Origin of the sequence: Aquabacterium sp. (assembly GCF_036273115.1) — a bacterium.
Classification (GTDB): domain Bacteria; phylum Pseudomonadota; class Gammaproteobacteria; order Burkholderiales; family Burkholderiaceae_C; genus Aquabacterium.
Genome location: NZ_DASUIN010000024.1, coordinates 59,678 through 78,933, shown reverse-complemented (window position 1 = coordinate 78,933; position 19,256 = coordinate 59,678). Strand labels below are relative to the sequence as shown.

General features: G+C 59.8%; 19 protein-coding genes. 8 read left to right on the top strand and 11 right to left on the bottom strand.

What is annotated here, in order from left to right:
* The first annotated feature begins 71 nt into the window (after nucleotides 1-71).
* Complete coding sequence (locus VFW72_RS10545; RefSeq protein WP_329674254.1) at nucleotides 72-626, top strand: gamma carbonic anhydrase family protein; 555 nt, start codon at nucleotides 72-74, stop codon at nucleotides 624-626.
* Nucleotides 623-1,603: an Hsp33 family molecular chaperone HslO gene (locus VFW72_RS10540; RefSeq protein ID WP_329674253.1), complete on the top strand. Its 981-nt coding sequence runs from the start codon at nucleotides 623-625 to the stop codon at nucleotides 1,601-1,603. The genes VFW72_RS10545 and VFW72_RS10540 overlap by 4 nt, the downstream gene beginning before the upstream one ends.
* Here VFW72_RS10540 and VFW72_RS10535 read toward each other — a convergent pair.
* From VFW72_RS10535 to rocD, 8 genes are all read right to left on the bottom strand, one after another.
* Nucleotides 1,545-2,342, bottom strand: a complete 798-nt coding sequence (locus VFW72_RS10535) for a pseudouridine synthase (RefSeq protein WP_329674252.1) — start codon at nucleotides 2,340-2,342, stop codon at nucleotides 1,545-1,547. The genes VFW72_RS10540 and VFW72_RS10535 overlap by 59 nt on opposite strands.
* Entirely contained in the window at nucleotides 2,305-2,970 is a 666-nt protein-coding gene (locus VFW72_RS10530) for an ATP-binding protein (protein ID WP_329674251.1), read from the bottom strand. The genes VFW72_RS10535 and VFW72_RS10530 overlap by 38 nt, the downstream gene beginning before the upstream one ends.
* Entirely contained in the window at nucleotides 2,967-3,650 is a 684-nt protein-coding gene (pnuC, locus tag VFW72_RS10525) for a nicotinamide riboside transporter PnuC (RefSeq protein WP_329674250.1), read from the bottom strand. Before pnuC ends, VFW72_RS10530 begins: the two co-directional genes overlap by 4 nt.
* Nucleotides 3,650-3,967, bottom strand: coding sequence for a cell division protein FtsB (ftsB, locus tag VFW72_RS10520; RefSeq protein WP_329674249.1), 318 nt, complete (start codon nucleotides 3,965-3,967; stop codon nucleotides 3,650-3,652). The genes pnuC and ftsB overlap by 1 nt, the downstream gene beginning before the upstream one ends.
* A gap of 73 nt (nucleotides 3,968-4,040) precedes the next feature.
* Nucleotides 4,041-5,324 carry a phosphopyruvate hydratase gene (gene eno / locus VFW72_RS10515; protein ID WP_329674248.1) on the bottom strand — a complete coding sequence of 428 codons (1,284 nt, stop codon included), beginning with the start codon at nucleotides 5,322-5,324 and terminating at the stop codon, nucleotides 4,041-4,043.
* Nucleotides 5,325-5,413: 89 nt separating this feature from the next.
* On the bottom strand, nucleotides 5,414-6,268 hold the full coding sequence (gene kdsA, locus VFW72_RS10510; protein WP_329674247.1) for a 3-deoxy-8-phosphooctulonate synthase: 855 nt from the start codon (nucleotides 6,266-6,268) through the stop codon (nucleotides 5,414-5,416).
* Between the two features lie 44 nt (nucleotides 6,269-6,312).
* Nucleotides 6,313-7,956: a CTP synthase gene (locus VFW72_RS10505; protein ID WP_329674246.1), complete on the bottom strand. Its 1,644-nt coding sequence runs from the start codon at nucleotides 7,954-7,956 to the stop codon at nucleotides 6,313-6,315.
* 60 nt (nucleotides 7,957-8,016) lie between these two features.
* The gene (gene rocD / locus VFW72_RS10500) at nucleotides 8,017-9,240 is read right to left on the bottom strand and encodes an ornithine--oxo-acid transaminase (protein ID WP_329674245.1); all 1,224 of its coding nucleotides are present in this window, start codon (nucleotides 9,238-9,240) and stop codon (nucleotides 8,017-8,019) included.
* Nucleotides 9,241-9,402: 162 nt separating this feature from the next.
* On the opposite strand from rocD, the gene VFW72_RS10495 reads away from it, so the two are divergent.
* Genes VFW72_RS10495 through VFW72_RS10485 form a run of 3 tightly spaced genes read left to right on the top strand, consistent with a single transcriptional unit; the run spans nucleotide 9,403 to nucleotide 12,379 of the window.
* Entirely contained in the window at nucleotides 9,403-10,557 is a 1,155-nt protein-coding gene (locus VFW72_RS10495) for an acyl-CoA desaturase (RefSeq protein ID WP_329674244.1), read from the top strand.
* Nucleotides 10,550-11,641 (top strand): iron-sulfur cluster-binding domain-containing protein, encoded by a 1,092-nt coding sequence (locus tag VFW72_RS10490; RefSeq protein ID WP_329674243.1) that lies wholly within the window; start codon nucleotides 10,550-10,552, stop codon nucleotides 11,639-11,641. The genes VFW72_RS10495 and VFW72_RS10490 overlap by 8 nt, the downstream gene beginning before the upstream one ends.
* Nucleotides 11,642-11,653: 12 nt before the next feature.
* Entirely contained in the window at nucleotides 11,654-12,379 is a 726-nt protein-coding gene (locus tag VFW72_RS10485) for a 1-acylglycerol-3-phosphate O-acyltransferase (RefSeq protein WP_329674242.1), read from the top strand.
* Here VFW72_RS10485 and VFW72_RS10480 read toward each other — a convergent pair.
* The 3 genes from VFW72_RS10480 to VFW72_RS10470 are packed head-to-tail and all read right to left on the bottom strand — an operon-like array spanning nucleotide 12,360 to nucleotide 16,890.
* Nucleotides 12,360-13,187: a proteasome-type protease gene (locus VFW72_RS10480; RefSeq protein WP_329674241.1), complete on the bottom strand. Its 828-nt coding sequence runs from the start codon at nucleotides 13,185-13,187 to the stop codon at nucleotides 12,360-12,362. The two genes, VFW72_RS10485 and VFW72_RS10480, sit on opposite strands and share 20 nt — an antisense overlap.
* Entirely contained in the window at nucleotides 13,184-15,868 is a 2,685-nt protein-coding gene (gene mutS / locus VFW72_RS10475) for a DNA mismatch repair protein MutS (RefSeq protein ID WP_329674240.1), read from the bottom strand. The genes VFW72_RS10480 and mutS overlap by 4 nt, the downstream gene beginning before the upstream one ends.
* Nucleotides 15,869-15,906: 38 nt before the next feature.
* Nucleotides 15,907-16,890 carry an inositol monophosphatase family protein gene (locus tag VFW72_RS10470; protein ID WP_329674239.1) on the bottom strand — a complete coding sequence of 328 codons (984 nt, stop codon included), beginning with the start codon at nucleotides 16,888-16,890 and terminating at the stop codon, nucleotides 15,907-15,909.
* Nucleotides 16,891-17,102: 212 nt separating this feature from the next.
* Between VFW72_RS10470 and VFW72_RS10465 the strand changes: the two genes are divergently transcribed.
* The 3 genes from VFW72_RS10465 (at nucleotide 17,103) to VFW72_RS10455 (ending at nucleotide 19,255) form a co-directional block, all read left to right on the top strand.
* Nucleotides 17,103-17,846 (top strand): RNA methyltransferase, encoded by a 744-nt coding sequence (locus VFW72_RS10465; protein WP_329674238.1) that lies wholly within the window; start codon nucleotides 17,103-17,105, stop codon nucleotides 17,844-17,846.
* Between the two features lie 109 nt (nucleotides 17,847-17,955).
* Nucleotides 17,956-18,750 (top strand): serine O-acetyltransferase, encoded by a 795-nt coding sequence (gene cysE, locus VFW72_RS10460; RefSeq protein WP_329674361.1) that lies wholly within the window; start codon nucleotides 17,956-17,958, stop codon nucleotides 18,748-18,750.
* Between the two features lie 76 nt (nucleotides 18,751-18,826).
* The gene (locus VFW72_RS10455) at nucleotides 18,827-19,255 is read left to right on the top strand and encodes a hypothetical protein (protein ID WP_329674237.1); all 429 of its coding nucleotides are present in this window, start codon (nucleotides 18,827-18,829) and stop codon (nucleotides 19,253-19,255) included.
* Nucleotide 19,256: the final 1 nt, after the last annotated feature.

Genomic DNA, 19,256 nt, shown 5'->3' with positions numbered 1-19,256 from the left:
ACTCCCAACGATAACTGACCATACCTCATAAAATCGAGACCTTTGGGTCAACACAGTTGTAAGCACACACCATGGCGCTTTATCGCATCACCGGCCAGCAGGAGTTGAGCCCCTCCGTTCACGAAACCGCTTACGTGGCCGACTCGGCCGACGTGATTGGCGATGTGCGGCTGGCAGAAAACACAAGCGTCTGGTCACATGTAACCCTTCGGGGTGACAACGAACCCATCACCGTGGGCGCACGCTCGAACATCCAGGAATCATCGGTGCTGCATACCGATATCGGCTTCCCTCTGGTCATAGGCCAAGACGTGACCGTTGGGCACCAGGCGATGCTGCATGGCTGCACCGTGAAAGATGGCGCCTTGATCGGCATTCAAGCCGTGGTGCTCAATGGCGCGGTCATTGGCAAGAACTGCCTGGTGGGCGCCGGGGCACTGGTCACTGAAGGCAAGGTGTTTGAAGACGGGATGCTGATTCTGGGCAGCCCCGCCAAGGCCATTCGCCCTCTGACCCAAGGTGAGCTCGACCGCATGCATGCGGGCACGGCCTTGTATGTGGATCGATCGGCCCGATATAAGAAAGAATTGGTGCGCATTGACGCACCGCTGAAAGCATCTGAATGAGTGAATTGCACAAGTTTCTGTTCGAAGGCTTGCCCGTACGAGGCATGTTGGTGCGTCTGACCGACGGCTGGCGCGAGGTTCTGAGCCGCCGCGAGGCCAGCGAGCCCTACCCTGCTCCGGTTCGCCAATTGCTGGGCGAAATGGCCGCCGCTGGCGTACTGATGCAGTCGAACATCAAATTCAATGGCTCGGTGGTGCTGCAGATTTTTGGCGACGGCCCTGTCAAAGTGGCCGTCAGTGAGGTCTCACCAGATCTGGGTTTCCGCACCACGGCCAAGGTTGTGGGCGACGTTCCCGCGTCTGACACGGGCGGACTGCCTCTGGACGCCATGGTCAACGTACACGGTCAGGGGCGCTGCGCCATCACGCTCGACCCGAAAGACCGTCTACCCGGTCAGCAGCCCTACCAAGGGGTGGTGTCACTGCGCGATGACGACGGAAAAGACCTGAGCTCATTGTCGCGAGTGCTGGAGCATTACATGCTCAAGTCTGAGCAACTGGAAACCACGCTGGTTCTGGCTGCCAACGACGACGTTGCAGCCGGCCTGCTGATCCAACGCCTGCCGCTGGAAGGCGAAGGCAATCTGGAAGGCGAAGGCAAGACCGACAAGGCACAAGCCGACGAAGACTACAACCGCATTGCCGTGTTGGCTTCGAGCCTGAAGCGCGAGGAGCTGCTTAGCCTGGATGCCGACACCATTCTTCACCGCCTGTTCTGGGAAGAAAAACTGGTTCGCTTCGAGCCTCAGCAAGGCGCCATGGGGCCTAAGTTCGAGTGCAGCTGCTCACGCGAACGCGTCGGCAACATGCTACGCGGCTTGGGTGAAGCAGAGATCAAGGACATCATCGCCGAGCAAGGCCAGGTCGATGTGGGCTGCGACTTCTGTGGCGCCCGCTATCAGTTCGACTCGGTGGACGCTACCGAGTTGTTTGCCCAAGGTCCGGATCATCCGCCCGGATCGTCCAGCCTTCAGTGAGCAAGCGCTGCCAGTCCTCGTTGAAGGACTGGTCCAAGCGGGAAGTCACCTCCACACACTGCCCCGAGATCGGGTGCGTGAACGTCAGGCTGCAGGCATGCAGCCACAAACGCTGCATGCCCAGGTACTGAGCCCACCAACGGTTGTGGGCACCTTTGCCATGGGTTGCATCGCCCACGATGGGGTGACTCACGTGTTTGAGATGGCGCCGGATCTGATGCCGGCGGCCTGTCAGCGGCACTGCACGCACCAAAGCAACGCGAGTTTCAGGGTATCGGTCAACCGGCACCGGTAGAGCCAGTGTGGCCACGCGCTCGAACCGGGTTCGGGCAGGTTGAGCAGGCGCATGAGCCGGGGCGTCATCGGGTTTGAGCGCATGGTCCACTTCGATGTGTTCCGCAGGCCAGCCTCTGACCATGGCCAGGTAGCGTTTGCGGACTTCCTGTCGCTCAAAGGATTGCACCAACCCTCGGGCCGCTTCGGACGACAACGCCATCACCAGGACACCCGAGGTCCCCTTGTCAAGCCGGTGAACCGGGAATACGTGCTGGCCCAACTGGTCGCGCAGGGTCTGAACCACAAAACGAGTCTCGCCCGCATCAAGCCCCGTGCGGTGCACCAACCAGCCTGCGGGCTTGTGAATCACCACCAGGTGTTCGTCACGGTACAAGACCGGCAAACAGCCAGGGTTGACCTCCGGGTCAAGCGGCAACAGGCCCGTGCTGTTCACAATCGCCATCGTCGCACTTCTCGCAGATCCAGCGCCAGGGTTTGCGCGGCTGACCACTGCGCTGCAGCTCTGCCACGTGAAGCGCATGCTCCACCACCGACAGGGCGGCCGCGCCGCGTTGGGCCCCTGTTCCGCCAATGACGGAGTGACTCAGCCCGGCTTCGATCAGTTTGCTTCGAATGAGAGCATCAACAGGGGCGCGCACGTGCTCACCATCGCGCACGAACCCATCGGCGACCCAAGGCAGATCAACCGCGGTCAGTAAAGTCAGGTCTGACTGAGCATGCGCCTCCAACGCCATGGCATGCAATGACACATCACCGAAGATGAATTCGCTGTAGACCGAAATCATCAAGGCCGAGGTGTCTGCCACCACGATGTCATGCTCTGCGCGGGCTGCTTGAATTCGCTGAGTTTGAGCCTGAGCCAACCCCAGTTGTTCATGTTTGTGCGGGGTGCGCCCCTCTCGATCACAAAACTCACGCAGCACCTCTGGCACCATCGTTGCGCGATGCCCCCTCACCTGGAGCTGCTCGACAAGCTCCAAAGCCAGTGTGGTTTTGCCTGTGCTCTCGGCTCCGACTATGGTGACCAGAAGCCCTTGGTTCGGTTTGGGCAACTTGAACGGTGCGTTCATGCAGCCCTCTTGGACAGTTGCAACCATTGACGCCAGCCCCAGACAGACAGCACCGCAAAGATGCTGTACAGGACCACAGTCAGCCAATAACCGCGATGGGCAAACAAGCCCATGCTGGCCACGTTCACCACCACCCAGATAGGCCAGTTTTCAACCCACTTGCGCCCCAGCAAATACTGCCCCAGCAGACTGAAGGTGGTGGGAAAGGCATCGAGATACGGTACATCAGAGTCGGTGAAATGATCAAGCGTAGCCCCCATCAGCGGCCACAGCGCCAGGGCAGCCGCTATCCACAACCACCTTTGCCGACGGCTCATGATCTGAACGCCTCGGTTAGCGGGATCAGGTAGCCCACCGGATCCTGTCAGTTCCATCGCACGCGCATGCGCAGGGGCCAACCATTGCCACCAACCCCAGATGGAAACCGCCACAAAAACCAGTTGCAGGCAGGCCTCGCCGTACAGCTTGCCTCGGGCAAAAAACACACCGTAGAGCAAGGAGCTGACGATGGCCAAAGGCCACCCGGCAACATGAACACGCAGGTTGCAGCCCACCATCCACAACGACAGCAAAAAAGCGAGCAGTTCCAGCGTCGTGACCGGCGCACCTAGAAAATGGAATAGCGGAACAAGGGCAGGATCAGCCCAGCTGAACAAATCAGCCAGCGAAGTCGACTGCATCAATGCACTGGAGGTTCGGAAGCGGCAGGAGCCGGCACGCTGGGCAAACGGGTGGTGAGTTGCACGTACACCTCGTCGGGCTTGACCATGCCCAGTTCGGTACGCGCTTTTTCCTCGACCATTTCAAGGCCCTCCTGGAGATCGCGTACTTCGGCTTCCAATTGTTCGTTGCGAGCTTGCGCTTCAGCGTTGATCGATTGCTGACGCTGAACCTGGGACTTCAGTGACCACACACGCGGCACGCCCCCCTTGCCAAACCACAGTTCGGCATGGATGACAGCCAACAGGCCCACCAGAATCAGCGTGACAACTCGCATAGACTGAGATTATCCACCAAATGGAAACGGGGCCCGAAGGCCCCGCTCTCACCACTCAGAGGGAGTGCTGTGATCAGCGCAGGTTGTAGAAGGCGCTACGACCGGGGTACACGGCCACGTTGCCCAGATCTTCTTCGATGCGCAGCAGTTGGTTGTACTTGCTCATGCGGTCAGAACGGCTCATGGAACCGGTCTTGATCTGACCAGCGTTCAAGCCCACTGCGATGTCGGAGATGGTGTTGTCTTCGGTTTCGCCGGAACGGTGCGAGATCACGGCGGTGTAACCAGCGCGCTTGGCCATTTCGATGGCAGCGAAAGTTTCGGTCAGGGTGCCGATCTGGTTGATCTTGATGAGGATCGAGTTGGCAATGTTCTTCTCGATGCCTTCCTTCAGGATCTTGGTGTTGGTCACGAACAGGTCGTCACCCACCAATTGAACCTTCTTGCCCAGACGCTCGGTCAGGTGCTTCCAGCCATCCCAGTCGCCTTCGGCCATGGCGTCTTCGATCGAGATGATAGGGTACTTGTCGCACCAGGTGGCCAGCATGTCGGTCCACTGTTCGGCGGTCAGGGTCAGGCCTTCACCTTCCAGGTGGTACTTGCCGTCCTTGTAGAACTCGGAAGCAGCGCAGTCCAGACCCAGAGCAATTTGTTCGCCGGCCACATAGCCAGCCTTCTCGATGGCTTCCAGGATCAGCTGGATGGCTGCTTCGTGGCTGGCCACGGAAGGAGCGAAACCACCTTCGTCGCCCACGGCGGTGGACATGCCCTTGTCGTGAATGATCTTCTTCAGCGCGTGGAACACTTCAGCGCCATAACGCAGGGCTTCGCGCAGCGAAGGAGCACCCACGGGCAGGATCATGAACTCTTGCAGGTCCAGATTGTTGTTGGCGTGCGCACCACCGTTGATCACGTTCATCATGGGAACGGGCAGCTGCACTGCACCCATGCCACCGAAGTAACGGTACAGGGGCAGCCCCGCTTCTTCAGCTGCAGCGCGAGCCACGGCCATCGACACGGCCAGCATGGCGTTGGCACCCAGGCGGCCCTTGTTTTCGGTGCCGTCGAGGTCGATCAAAGTCTTGTCCAGGAAAGCTTGCTCGGAGGCATCCAGACCCAGCACGGCTTCGGCGATTTCGGTGTTGATGTGCTCAACGGCCTTCAGCACGCCCTTGCCCAGGTAACGGCTCTTGTCGCCATCACGCAGTTCGATGGCTTCGCGCGAACCAGTGGACGCACCGGAGGGCACTGCAGCACGGCCCATCACGCCGCTTTCCAGCAGCACGTCGCATTCCACGGTGGGGTTTCCGCGGCTGTCGATAACTTCACGGCCGATGATGTCAACAATGGCGCTCATCTATGTTTTCCTCAAAGAGATTTGAAAATTAAAAGACGAAAAAACAGTTTCGGCCGACCAGGCTAAAAACTTGATCGGCCGAGCTTACATCAGGAGAAATTCGATTCCAGGAAGCCGTTTTTCTTGGTGACGCGGTCGAGTTCGACCAGCGTTTCCAGCAAGGCCTTCATGTGCTTGAGCGGCACGGCGTTGGGGCCGTCAGACATGGCACATGCGGGATCGGGGTGGGTTTCCATGAACAGACCCGAGATGCCCACTGCCACGGCAGCCCGCGACAGCACCGGCACAAACTCGCGCTGGCCACCCGACGAAGTGCCCTGCCCGCCTGGCAACTGCACCGAATGGGTGGCATCGAACACGACCGGGGCGCCGGTTTCACGCATGATGGCCAGCGAACGCATGTCGGACACGAGGTTGTTGTAGCCAAAGCTGACGCCGCGCTCGCAGGCCATGAAGTTGTCTTCATTCAAACCCTTGGCCTTGGCGGCAGCTCGGGCCTTGTCGATGACGTTCTTCATGTCACCAGGGGCCAGGAACTGGCCCTTCTTGATGTTCACGGGCTTGCCGCACTGGGCCACCGCGTGAATGAAGTCGGTCTGGCGACACAGGAAGGCGGGCGTTTGCAGCACGTCGACCACAGAAGCCACCAGAGGGATCTCGGCTTCGGTGTGCACATCGGTCAGGATGGGTACGTTCAACTCGCGCTTGACCTTGGCCAGAATTTCCAGGCCCTTTTCCATGCCTGGGCCACGGAAAGACGTACCGCTGGAGCGGTTGGCTTTGTCGTAGCTCGACTTGAAGATGAAAGGAATGCCCAGCGCGCTGGTGATTTCCTTCAAGGTGCCCGCGGTGTCCATCTGAAGTTGTTCAGATTCGACCACGCAGGGGCCAGCGATCAGGAAAAACGGGTGGTTCAGACCAACGTCAAAGCCGCACAGTTTCATCGAGTGTCCTCAGGTGTCGCTCAGTTGTGGTTGCTGTCGCGCGATCAGGAGATCTTGCGAGCCAGCGCAGCCTTGATGTAGCTGATGAACAGCGGGTGGCCATCCCATGGCGTCGACTTGAACTCAGGGTGGAACTGCACGCCCACGTACCAGGGGTGAACCGACTTGGGCAACTCCACCATTTCAGTCAGCTTTTCACGCTGAGTGATGGCCGAAATGACCAGCCCCGCTTCTTGCAAGCGATCGAGATAGCGCTCGTTGGCTTCATAGCGGTGACGGTGACGCTCAGTGACCACGGGGCCATAGATGTCATAGGCGATGGTGCCGGGCTTCACGTCAGAGCTCTGTGCGCCCAGACGCATGGTGCCGCCCAGGTCAGACGAGGCATCGCGCTTTTGCACAGTGCCATCGGCATCCAGCCATTCGTCGATCAAGGCGATGACTGGGTGGGGCGTGTTGGGCTCGAACTCGGTGGAATTGGCATCGGTCAGACCTGCCTTGTGGCGGGCGTATTCGATGGTGGCCACTTGCATACCCAGGCAGATGCCCAGATAAGGAATGCGGTTTTCGCGGGCAAACTGAGCCGCGCAGATCTTGCCTTCCACACCGCGCTTACCGAAGCCACCCGGCACCAGGATCGCATCGTACTGAGCCAGTTGGCTGACGGTTTCCGAGGTCAGGGTTTCAGAGTCAACATACTCGATGTTGACGCGAGCATGGTTGTGGATACCGGCGTGGCGCAGCGCTTCGTTGAGTGACTTGTACGAATCCGACAAGTCGGTGTACTTGCCGCACATCGCGATGGTAACGGTGCTTTGTGGGTTCTCGACCTCGTTGACGAGGTTGTCCCAACGGCTCAGATCGGCGGGCTTGGTCTGCAGCTGCAGCTTGTTGCAGATCAGGTCGTCGAGGTGCTGCTCGTGCAGCATGCGAGGCACCTTGTAGATGGTGTCCGCATCCCAAACCGAAATCACGCCGGTTTCGGGCACGTTGGTGAACAGCGAAATCTTGCCGCGCTCGTCTTCAGGAATCGCGCGATCGGCACGGCACAGCAGCGCATCGGGCTGGATACCGATTTCACGCAGCTTCTGCACGGTGTGCTGGGTGGGTTTCGTCTTCAACTCGCCTGCAGCGGCGATGAAGGGCACATAGGTCAGGTGCACGAAGGCGGTGCTGCTGGGGCCCGACTTCAGGCTCATCTGACGCGCGGCTTCCATGAAGGGCAGCGATTCGATGTCACCCACGGTGCCACCAATTTCCACGATGGCCACATCGACGGCCTCAGGCGTGCCCACACCCGCGCCACGGCGCACGAAATCCTGGATTTCGTTGGTGATGTGAGGGATGACCTGCACGGTCTTGCCGAGATAGTCGCCACGGCGTTCCTTCTCCAGCACCGACTTGTAGATCTGGCCGGTGGTGAAGTTGTTGGCCTTCTTCATCCGGGTGGTGATGAAGCGTTCGTAGTGGCCCAAGTCCAGATCGGTTTCGGCGCCGTCGTCTGTGACGAACACTTCACCGTGCTGGAACGGAGACATCGTGCCGGGATCCACGTTGATGTAGGGATCCAGCTTGATCAGGGTGACTTTCAGGCCACGCGATTCGAGAATGGCGGCCAAAGACGCAGCGGCGATGCCCTTGCCAAGCGAGGACACCACACCGCCCGTGACGAAGACAAACTTGGTCATTGCGCAATAGCGCCCGCCTTAGGGAGGGGCGCTGCGGTGGTAAAGCGGCATTATAGGTGTTTACGCGGGCGCCGCGCGCGCTTTCTGCACAACCTTCGTCACAGCTTCCAGCGCCTGGCGGAGGTGCTTTTTGCGAATATTAAGGGGGGGTGCCAGGCGAATCACCACCTCATGACTGTCTTTGGTCAGCACACCCTCTTCTTTCAAGGCCTCCACCAAGGGGCGTGCGCCGATCTCTGGCGCCACCTCCACCCCGATGAGCAAGCCTTTGCCCCGAATGTCGCGAACGACAGACGCGTTGGCCAAATGTTTGCGCAAATACGCTTGAGCCCACTGGCCAAGTCGATCGGCCCGCGCAATCAAGGCCGGGTCACTCAGCAGTTTCAAGGCTGTTTGGCTGACTGCGGCCGCAATGGCGTTCCCACCAAACGTGGAGCCGTGGTCCCCCGGCTTGAACACCCCCAGCACGTCGCCCCGCCCGACCACCGCCGAAACCGGATACACACCGCCACCCAGCGCCTTGCCCAAAATGACCAGATCGGGCTGGATGCCATCGTGCTCGTAGCAAAACAGCCGCCCGGTGCGTGCCAGACCACACTGAATTTCGTCAGCGATGAACAGCACATTGTGCCGACGACACAACTCACGGGCCTTGGCCAGATACCCGGGTGGTGGCACCCGGATGCCCGCTTCGCCCTGGATGGGCTCGATGATGAACGCAGCCGTGCGCGGCGTGATGGCTTTTTCCAAAGCTCGCAAATTGCCATACGGTACGGTGCGCATGCCAGGTAGCAACGGGCCGAAATTCGCGCGATATTGAGGCTCGGTCGACAGGCTGATCAAGCCCAGCGTGCGGCCATGAAAGTTCCCCTCGCAGCCAATGATTTCGCTGCGATCAGTCGGTATGCCTTTGACGGTTTCGCCCCATTTGCGAGCGAGTTTGATCGCCGTTTCCACGGCTTCCGCACCGGAGTTCATCGGCAGAGCCTTATCAGCACCGGCCAGTCGGGTCAGATCATCGAGCCAGGTCGGCAATTGATCGTTGTAGAACGCGCGACTGGTCACGTCCAACTTGCGCGCCTGCCGCACCAGCGAGCGAATGATCTTCGGGTGGCAATGCCCCAGCGATGCGGTGGAGTACGCCCCCATCATGTCGATGTAGCGGCGCCCCTCCACATCCCAAAGGAAACTACCCTTGGCCCGAGTCAACACCACCTCGACGGGATGGTAGTTGTGAGCCCCCTTTTCCAGATCGAGTTCGATCAATTCACGGCTTTTGCCCATGGCGGACTCCGCTTCCTTGACGTGACAAATCCAGTGTGGCTTTAGATAGGCATCAAGAAAAGCGGTTTTTTTGAAACGACGAGGGAGAAATTGATGAATTCCACAAGATTCGGCGTGAGATGACACCCCTATACTGCGCGGTTTCCCTCGCCTCCGCATTGAATGAATCCCTCTTCGCGCCCCTCGGTTCTGTCCAAAGTTGACCCCGCACTCTTTGATTTGATCGAGCGCGACATTGAAGCGATCAAGCAGCGTCACCGCGATGATTTGGGCGAGAAGGACGTGCGCTACATCAAGGGCCTGCGCACCAAGTCACGCCTGTTCGAGGTCATCGGCCGCGGCTTGCTGTGGATCAGCCCCGAGCCTATCACCTTCAGCCTGGGTGTGTTTTTTACTTGGCTGCACCGCAACCTCGAATCCATCGAAATTGGACACAACGTGCTGCATGGCCAGTACGACTATTTCGACGAGATTCCCCAATTCCACTCGCACAACTTCAAGTGGAAGGCGCCGGTAGACGAGGAAGGTTGGCGCCGCGAACACAATGCCATGCACCACGTGCACACCAATGTGTATGAAATGGACCCGGACCTGAACCATGGCATTTTGCGCACCAACGAGCAGACGCCATGGAACCGCCGCCACCTGTTTCAGGTACCGACATATCTGTTGGCGGCCTACCCCACCATGCTGTACCAGTTCAACTCGCAGAACCTGGGGTTTGGCCAAAAATTTCGCGAGAAACACTTTCCTCGCGGTAACGAGGGCTACGCCTGCGTGACTCACCCAGGGGTATCTGACCAGGAACTGGAAAAACGCCATCGCCTGTCGATCTTGCGCGTGCTGGTCAAGGAATATGCCGTGTTCCCATTGCTGGCCCTGGCAACTGGCTTTTCGTTCTGGAAGGTGTTCCTCGGCAACCTGTTGGCCGATGCCATCAACAATTACTGGATCAGCATGACGATTCAGGCCACCCATTTCACCGAGCCCTTGCAGCCGGCCGATGCCATCAAGCACAAAGGCCGCTGGTACCTGTCACAACTGGATTCGTCGGTGAACTTCAAGGGCAGCCGCCGCATGAGCGTTTTGTGGGGCCATCTCAATTACCAGACCGAGCACCACTTGTTTCCCGACATTCCCTCGCACCGCTACCCTGACATGGCCCGCGAAGTGAAGGCCGTGTGTGCCAAATACGGCATTGACTACAAGTTGAACCCAAACTGGTTTGCGGCCATTCGCAACTACGTGGGGGTGATGTGGAAGTATTCCTTCCCGCCTGCTCAGGCCACATCGACTACGCGAGAACACCATGCTTGAGCGCGGCCTGAATCAGATTAACCGACTGGCCCTGAAACATGTGGGCCGTCGCTGGATGGATTACATCGTCAGCAACACGATGACCGATTTGAATCGGCGTGTGAATGGCTTTCTGTGGACGTACGAACTCAAAGCCCTGGTGGTGGACATTCGCTCAGAGGCCGATGGCGTCAAAACCTTCACGCTGCTGCCCAACCAGCATTGGAAGCACATGCAGGCAGGCCAGCACGTGGAGGTGAGCGCCCAGATCAACGGGGAAACCGTCAGCCGTTTCTACAGCCTGTCGCCCATGCAACGGGGGCGCTTCACCATCACCGTCAAGCGCAAGGACGGTGGGCTGCTGTCGAATTGGCTGCACGACCATGTCCGACAAGGTGCCACGCTGACGTTGCACCACCCTGAGGGGCAATTCACCTACCGTCAGCAGCCCAAGGTGCTATTCGTTTGCGCAGGCTCGGGCATCACGCCCTGCTACTCGATCGTGTCAGACCTGCTGCAAGGCAAGTCTGCGCCAGACATGGCTCTGTACGCACAGTTCGCGCGCAAGGCCGACACCATCTTTGCAAAAGACCTGGCTCAATGGAAGACCCGGTTTGATGTGCGCGTGGCCTATTCGCACGAAGCCCATGAACCGGGCCAACTGCTACACACCAGCAGCTTGCTGGAACAGTACCCCGACCTGCTAGAGCGCGACGTGTACCTATGTGGCCCGCAGGGCTTCATGGATCAGGTCATTGCCATGCTGACCCAGGCTGGCTACGACCTGTCGCGCCTGCATTGCGAGCGTTTCGTGGCGCAGTCATTCGAGCAAGCCCCCGACGAGACGTTCGATCCAGTTGGTGCTGAGGTGTACTTCCAGCACATCGATGCCCATGTGTGCCTCAATGAAGCCGACCGTGGCCGCACACTGATGGAGATTGCAGATTCACGCAAGCTCAACCTGGAAGTGGGGTGCCGCCAAGGCATGTGCGGTACGTGCAAGCTGACGCTCAAGTCGGGCCAGGCCAGCGGCAACGTGCTGGGGCATGCGGTTTACCTGTGCACGGCTTACCCAGCCTCGCGCAAACTTGTTCTTGATACCTGACGAAAGCTCACCATGTTGTTTGCGCTGCGCATGCTGCTACTGGTCGTTCAGTTCGTTCTGGTCGGATTCGCCGGCCTGTTCGTGCTGTTCCGCCCCTTCAACCCCGACAACAGCCGCATTTTCGGTCGCCTCTACAGCTTGCCAGCCACGCGCATTCTGGGTTTGCGAGTGCGCCGAGAAGTGGACGGGCTGATGAATCAGCCCCGGTCATATGTGGTGGTGGCCAACCATCAGTCGAACTACGATTTGTTTGTGCTGGGCAGCGTGGTACCCCCGCGGACGGTGTCGCTTGGCAAAAAGAGCCTGAAGTGGCTGCCGCTGTTTGGACAGATCTACTGGCTTTCGGGCAACGTGCTGATTGACCGCGGCAATGCCATCAAGGCCAAACAGGCGATGCTGACCACCACTGACACGCTGCAACATAAGGACACCAGCATCTGGGTATTTGCCGAAGGCACCCGCAACTTGGGCAAGGGCCTCAAGCCTTTCAAGAAAGGCGCTTTCCAGATGGCAATCACGGCCGGCGTACCCATCGTGCCACTGTGTTGCAGCACCTACAAAAAGACCATGCGACTGAATCGCTGGCACAGCGGCGACGTGATCATTCGCTCGTTGCCCCCGGTTCCCACCGCGGGCCTGACCATGGATGACATGCCCGCCCTGATGGCACGGATTCACGCCGACATGGCGGCGTGCATTGCCGAACTGGACGAGGAAGTCAGCCGTTTGGCGCGATGATCTTGCTCAGCGGATTCATGGCCTGAGCCTGGCTGGGCACCGCATGCGAGCCCATGTCGGCAGCGTCGCCGTTCCAGGTGGGTTCGGGAATGGAGTCAAAGACCTGGCGCAGGCGTTGCCCCCAGGTAGAGCGAATCATGCGGAAGTAGGTGTTGCTTTCATCGATGTTGATGAGCTTGTCCACCTTCAAGGCATTGGCTTCGTACACCAGCAAATCCAAGGGCAAGCCCACCGACAGGTTCGACTTCAGGGTCGAATCCATCGAAATCAGGGCGCACTTGGCTGCCTCCTGAAGAGGCGTGTTGGGCGTGACCACACGGTCGATCACCGGTTTGCCGTATTTCGACTCACCAATCTGGAAGTAGCACACGCCATCAATGCCAGCCTCAACGAAATTGCCAGCGGCATAGACGTTGAACAGGCGCATGGTTTCGCTGCCGATTTGCCCGCCGATGATGAGGCTGCAATTGAAATCGATGCCGTGTTTTTTCAGAGCCTCGGCATCGCGAGCATGAACGGTGCGAACCGCACTACCTACGATGCGAGCCACATCGAACAGGCTCTTGGCTGTCCAGATCGTGACCGGCTCGCCATCTGAGCCCTCAATGGTCTCGGTGCCCAGCAACTGCTTCACCGCCTGGGTAATCGCCAAGTTGCCGGCAGACAGTAGTACCAGAACGCGATCGCCCTCCTTTTCGTACACCGTCATCTTGCGGAAGGTGCTGATCTGGTCCATTCCCGCATTGGTTCGCGAGTCCGACAGAAACACCAGGCCTGAGTTCAGGCGCATCGCAACACAGTAGGTCATGACGAAATCACCGCTTTGAGTTTGTACAGGGCGTCCAGCGCCTCACGTGGGGTCAGGGTATCGGGGTCGATACTGGCAAGCAAGCTCAACGCCTGCGCCTCGGTGGGCGACAAGGCGTCTCCCGCAGGTGCAGCAAGTGCCGTGCCTGATGCCACCAAGGCTTCCACATCCAGCCCGGAGCCTCCGCCGATGGCTTCGGCAAACAGATCGATCTGCTGATCGGCTTCACGCTGCTGGGTTTCCAGCGCCTCGAGTGTGGCGCGCGCCTGGCGAATCAGCGTGTGCGGCATGCCAGCCAGGCGGGCCACTTGCACGCCGTAGCTTCGGCTGGCCGGGCCATGTTGCAGTTCATGCAGGAAGACAATGTCGTCACCCGATTCGGCCACACCCACGTGCACATTGGCCGAGCGCGGGTGCTTCTGCGGCAACTGCGTCAGCTCGAAGTAGTGGGTGGCAAACAGCGTGAAGGCCTTGTTGCGGTCGTGCAAGTAGCTGGCAATCGCGCCGGCCAATGCCAAACCATCAAAAGTAGAGGTGCCTCGACCAATCTCATCCATCAGCACCAGGGAGTGCTCGGTGGCCGAATGCACGATGGCTGCAGCCTCGGTCATTTCCAGCATGAAGGTGGACTGGGCGTTGGCCAGATCGTCTGCCGCGCCAATGCGAGTGTGAATGGCGTCCATCGGGCCCAATCGGCAGGCCGTGGCAGGCACGTAAGACCCCATGGCGGCCAACACCGCAATCAAGGCCACCTGGCGCATGAAAGTCGACTTACCGCCCATGTTCGGGCCGGTGATGATCAGCATGCGACGGTTGGCGTCCAGCTTGCAGTCGTTTGGAATGAAGCTGGTGCCGGTGGTCTCCATCAGGCGCGCCTCGACCACTGGGTGGCGACCCTTTTCGATCTCAATGCAGGGGTGAGGCACAAAGTCAGGCCGAGTCCACAACAGGGTCGCAGCGCGCTCAGCCAAAGCGCACAAGGCATCAACCGAGGCCAGCGCACGAGCCAACTGACTCAAGATCTGGATGTGGCCTTGCAGAAAATCGATCAGCTGTTCGAACAGGAACTTCTCGCGAGCCAAGGCACGCTCTTGTGCCGACAAGGCCTTGTCTTCGAACGCCTTGAGTTCAGGGGTGATGAACCGCTCGGCATTCTTGAGGGTTTGCCGGCGTTGGTAATCCAAGGGCACCTTGTCAGCCTGGCTTTGGGTGACTTCAATGTAGAAGCCATGCACCTTGTTGAATTGCACCCGCAGGTTGCTGATGCCGGTGCGCTCACGCTCACGCGCTTCCAGGTCAAGCAAGAAGGCATCGCAGTTTTGCGAAATGGCGCGCAGCTCGTCCAGGTCCGCATCAAAACCGGTGGCAATGACGCCACCATCGCGCAGGAGCACAGCGGGCGTGTCCATGAGCATGGCACTCAGGGTGTTCGCCACCACCGAGTCGGGCTGCAGGGCCTCGCGCAATTGCGCCAACAGAGGCGAGGCGTCGGGTACCTTGTCGCGCAAAGCGGGCAAACCCAGCAGGGTTTCACGCAGGCCGGCCAACTCGCGCGGGCGAACCTGTCTCAAAGCAATGCGGGCGGTAATGCGCTCGACATCGCTCATGCCGCGCAAGGCTTCGCGTAGCGATTCATAGCCCATCTCCAGCCGCTCAGGCGCCAGCAAAACTGAAATGGCGTCATGCCGGGCCCGCGCCACCGTGCGATCGCGCAAGGGCTGGGTTAGCCATTGGCGCAGCGCCCGGCTGCCCATGCCGGTGCGACAGGTGTCGATCAGCGACAAGAGGGTGGGAGCGTCCTCACCGCGCAAAGTCTGGGTCAACTCCAGATTACGCAAAGTGGCTGCTGGCAGGTCGATCAGGTCGCTGGCCCGGGGCACCTGCAGGGTCGACACGTGGGCCAAGGCCCTGCCCTGTGTGTGTTCGGCAAAGCTCAACAAGGCGGCGCCGGCTGCATGGGCCAATTCCAGGTCTTGCGCCTGATAGGCCTGCAAGCCCTTCACCCCAAGCTGATCGCACAGCTTGCGCAGGCCGAGCCCGGGATCAAACTGCCAACTGGGGCGACTGGTCATGGCTACACCACGGCCTTGCGTCAACAGCGGCTGCAGCGAAGGCGGCATGCGCTCGCGGTCAAACAGAATCTCAGCGGGTTGCAGTCGGGCCAGCCAGCCAGCCAACTCCCGCTCGGTGCATTCGGTCAGGCCCAGATTACCGCTGGACAAACCCAGCCAGGCCAAGCCACAGGGCACCATGTGCTCGGCCCGGTTACCACGCTTGTCCATGACCACGGCCAGCAACAAGGAATCGGCGCGCTCGGACAACAGTTCAGAATCAGTCAAGGTGCCGGGCGTGACCACCCGCACCACCTTGCGCTCCACAGGCCCCTTGCTGGCCCCGACCTCGCCCACCTGCTCACAGATGGCGACAGACTCACCCAGCTTGATCAGCTTGGCCAGGTAGGTTTCCACCGCATGCACCGGGACACCCGCCATGACCACCGGTTCGCCGGCAGACTGGCCGCGCACTGTCAACGTGATGTCGATCAGCCGATTGGCTTTGCGAGCGTCGTCAAAGAACAGCTCGTAAAAGTCCCCCATGCGATAGAACACGAGGGTCTCGGGATACTCCGCCTTGATGCGCAGGTACTGCTGCATCATGGGGGTGTGTGCGCTGAAGTCCATCGGCGAAATGCCCCGCAAGCAAAGGGAAATTCAAATAATCAGAACGGCGCGTCCTTGCCTTGGTCGCCGTCGGCCTTGGGTGCCGAAATGCGAATGCGCTTGGGCTTGTTCTCTTCTGCTTGTTTCTGAGCCGCCTTTTCAGCCTCAGCCAAGGCCTTCACGGCCTCGTCGCTTTGTTCGCCCTCAGCGGCCTCACCGTTGACGGGGGCGTCGGCGATGACACGGGTGTAAGGTGCCAAGGTCTTGACCAATTGGCCATAGATGCGCGGTGTGGCGGCCACGATTTCACGTTGGTACATGAAGTCGGATTCACCCGTGAAGTTGCCCACCAGGCCACCGGCCTCGGTGATCATCAGCGAGCCAGCAGCGATGTCCCAAGGGCTCAGGCCGGTTTCAAAGAAGCCGTCGTAGTAGCCTGCGGCCACGTAGCACAGGTCCAGCGAGGCAGCGCCGGGGCGGCGCACGCCAGCGCACTGCACCATCACGTCTTCGAACATGCGCATGTAGCGCTGGAAGTTGTCGCCCTTGCGGAAGGGGAAGCCGGTACCGATCAGGGCCTCGAGCATGCGGGTACGCTTGGACACGCGGATGCGGCGGTCGTTCAGGTAGGCGCCCTTGCCCTTGGAAGCATAGAACAGGTCGTTGCGGGTGGGGTCGTACACCACGGCTTGCTGAACCTGACCACGGAAAGCCAGCGCGATGGACACCGCGTAAACGGGGAAGCCGTGGATGAAATTGGTGGTGCCGTCGAGCGGATCGATGATCCAGACGTAGTCGCTGTGCTTGGCACCGCGCTCACGGCCGGATTCTTCGGCCAGGATGCCGTGCCCTGGATAGGCTTCCAGGATGGTGTCGATGATCACTTCTTCCGCCGCCCGATCCACATCGGTCACGAAGTCGTTGTGCGACTTGGCGCTGACGGTCAGACGCTCCACATCGAGCGATGCTCGGTTGATGATCGCACCAGCCGCGCGGGCAGCTTTGATGGCGATGTTGAGCATGGGATGCAGAGTTTGAGACATGGTCAGACCTCGGAAACCGATAGGAATACCCGCGGCACGCAAACAAGCGCAGCCGGCGGTGAAAAGGGCGCAGCAGTGATCAAAGAACGAGGGAGAATCTCGCATTGTATCGATAACCCTGATTTTGTACACCCCTTTTTGCAATGCCCTAGGCAAAGAGTCTTGCCGAATCAAGGGTTTATCGCCAGTTTGTGAAGTATTTCCCCCACCCCATGACCCAATCCAGCCCCGATCCCACGCGTTTTATCCTGGTCGACACCAGCCACCGAGGCAATGTGGGCGCCACAGCCCGCGCCATGAAGGTGATGGGCTTTTCTGAACTGGTGCTGGTTCGCCCGCGCTTTGACGATGTGCTGGTTCACGAGGAAACGGTGGCCATGTCCAGCGGCGCGGCCGACATTCTGGTTCGAGCCAAGGTGGTTTCGACCCTGGAGGAGGCCCTGGAAGGAGTGACTTACGCCATTGGCACGGCCATGACCCCGCGCGACTTCGGTCCACGCACCCTCACCCCTCGGGAAGGGTTGGAAGAACTGGCCCGCCATCAACCCGTTCACAAAGTTGGATTCGTGTTTGGCAGCGAGCGCTATGGCATGAGCAACGAAGATGTGTACCGTTGCCATGCCGTCATCAGCATTCCGACCAACCCTGACTACGGCTCATTGAACCTGTCGCAAGCCGTTCAGGTGCTGTCATATGAATGGCGACAGGCCCTGGGCGGGTTTCCGGTGCAAGCGCGCACAGCTGACCCACAACTGGCGGATGGCCGAGCCGTGCAAGGTGCCCTCACCCACTGGGAAGAAGCCCTGAAAGCCATTGGTTTTCTTGACCCCGCCGCGCCCAAGAAACTCATGCCCCGACTGAATCAATTGTTCAACCGGGCAGAGTTGCGTCAGGAGGAAATCCACATCTTGCGAGGCATTGCCAAGGCCATGCTGGCGCGTTGCAGCAAGCCCTGAGCGAGGAATCAAGCATCGTTCGCCACCCTTGTTGCGCGGCCGGTTATTGAGCCAGCCCTTACACTGACAAGCTGTTCATACCCAAAACGCATAAGCCAAGCTGTTCATGCTGTTTGCCCGCCTCAGAGAAGACATCGCCTGCATTCTGGAACGTGATCCCGCCGCACGCACGGCCTGGGAGGTGCTGACCTGTTACCCCGGATTGCATGCCTTGGCCATGCACCGTCTGGCGCACCGTTGCTGGACGAACGGCTTCAAATGGCTGGGGCGCTGGATCTCCCATCTCTCGCGCTTCCTGACTGGCATAGAAATTCACCCGGGCGCCAAAGTGGGCCGACGTGTGTTCATCGACCATGGCATGGGCGTGGTGATTGGCGAGACGGCTGAAATCGGCGACGAGTGCACCATCTACCAGGGCGTGACCCTGGGCGGCACATCCCTGAGCAAGGGAGCCAAGCGCCACCCCACTCTGGGCAAAGGGGTGATCGTGGGCGCCAACGCGCAGGTTCTGGGCGGGTTCACAGTGGGCGACGGCGCCCGCGTGGGATCGAATGCCGTGGTCACTAAGCCTGTACCAGCTGGCGCCACGGCCGTGGGCAACCCCGCCCGCATCATCGTGGCCAAGGCCCAGGTGCTGGATGAGAAACAAGCCGAACGCGAAGCCCTGGCCGCGAAGCTCGGCTTTTCTGCTTACGGGGTGACGGAAGGCGACGACCCGCTGTCGCAAGCACTGAAGGGCTTGATTGACAACGCTTCGGGCCACGAACACCAGATCATGCTGCTGTGGCAGGCCATTGAAAAACTGGCCAAAGAAGCTCGCACCGAAGACGCACGCGCCTGTTTGCCCACCGATGCACAAACCACCGAGCACTTCGATGCAGAGGGGCTGAACCGCTTGGTTTGATTTTTCAGGCTTCGCGTCACACAATGCAAGCCTGACTCGTCATGAAGGTATGACCACTTCCATGACGAGACTACAGATGACATCCATCAAGGCCAAGGCGGCCTGCCTGCTGGGATCAGGGCTTTTGGCCAACGGTTCCGCCATGCTCATTGCCCCCGAACTCTGGTTCCGGCATGTTCCCACCGTATCACTCACCGGCCCACTGAACGCCCATCTGGTGCGCGATGTGGGCTCCGCCTACCTGGTGAGCGGCTTGGCCTTCATGCAAGCGTCACTCAAGCCTCAGATCGGCTTGCGGACGATGGCATGGCCCAGCGCCTTTCTTGTTCTCCATGCCTTGATTCACCTGTACGAGGTCGCCACGAATATGTGCGGCTGGCAAACCTGGCTGGAGTCGGCCCCGGGGGTCACGGCTCCAGCCCTGCTGGCCGCTTGGATCACCTGGTCAAAAACGAATGACTCGGCGCTTGGCGGACACAGCGCTACACAACGTCAAGGAGCTTGAG